The following is a 1,257-nucleotide window of genomic DNA, read 5'->3' as shown; positions in this document are numbered from 1 at the left end:
TGCTGTTGCATGTCTGACTCTGCGGACTGATTGCTTTGCGTCGAGGTTTCCGGTGATTGACCGCCCGTCAGCTTGCCTTCATCACGCTTAGTACCACCAGCTCGGTCAGACTCACCTTCGTGGAATTCTAGCGTCTGCTGAGTGATATCCATGGTTTGTTGCATGATGACATCAATCGGTGTCGGCTCAGGACGGCCTGGTCTAAATTCTTGTGCGATGATGCTGGTGCCTTTAGGAATGTCTTTCACTTCCAGTTGGTTTTGCACACCAAATGCAAACTTCATCGAACCAGCAATCTGTTTGAACTTCAAAACATCCATTTCAGAGAATGAAAGCAGCAGTACGAAGAAGCACATCAACAGCGACATCAAGTCCGCGAATGTCCCCATCCACAACGGGAGACCGGGTGGCGGACAATCGCATTTGTTATCTTCATCATCCATCACAAATCTCCGCGATTACTCATCAATCTCAAGAGCACGTTTACCCTCGTTGAGGTAGTTCTTCAGGTAGCTGTCGATAACTCGTGGGTTTTGACCATCTTGAATGGCAAGTACGCCGTCCATGATCAAACGGCGGTTAAGCGTTTCTTGATCTCGGCGTAAAGAAAGCTTATCGGCAATTGGGAAGAACAGCATGTTTGACAACACCGCACCGTAAAGTGTGGTTAAAAGGGCTACCGCCATTGCAGGGCCGATCGCTTTTGGGTCATCCATGTTCGAAAGCATCGCAACCAGACCAACCAGCGTACCGATCATCCCCATCGCTGGTGCAACGTCACCAAACGCCCGGAAAACACCCGTGCCTTGCGTGTGTCGCTCATCCGTCAAGGCAATGTCTTTTTGCAACGCAGCGCGAACCACGTCCGCATCGTGACCATCCACCAAAAGGTCAATGCCTTTCTGCATAAAGCTGTTGTTGATTTCCATCTCTTCCAAAGCTAGGAAACCGCCTTTACGCGCTGCAGCGGCCATTTCAACAATCTTTGCGATGAGGTCTTCTGGCTCATCGGCTTTAAACATGAATGCCTTGCCTGCAATTTTCGCCGCACCAAAGAACTGGCCGAGCGTGAACTTCATCAATACTACAAATGCAGAGCCACCTACTACGATAAGGATCGATGTAACGTCGACGAACATGCCGATACTGCCACCTAGCACCATTGCCATGATGACGAAGGCAAAACCACCGATCAAACCTATTAGGGTTGCTAAATCCACAAAGCACTCCTCACGCTATTTAAATACTGCCATTAGG

The 1,257-nt window shown here is 49.3% G+C and carries 2 protein-coding genes; both read right to left on the bottom strand.

Annotated elements, in window-relative coordinates:
* Positions 1–443 (bottom strand): flagellar motor protein MotB (locus R7O12_RS25560; RefSeq protein WP_318126859.1); only part of this gene is annotated, 443 nt, incomplete at its 3' end.
* 15 nt (positions 444–458) lie between these two features.
* Complete coding sequence (gene pomA, locus R7O12_RS25555; protein WP_318126858.1) at positions 459–1,220, bottom strand: flagellar motor protein PomA; 762 nt, start codon at positions 1,218–1,220, stop codon at positions 459–461.
* Positions 1,221–1,257 lie beyond the last annotated feature (37 nt).

The sequence above is a fragment of the Vibrio sp. Vb1574 genome (genome assembly GCF_033338675.1).
This window is presented reverse-complemented; position numbering and strand designations above follow the sequence as displayed.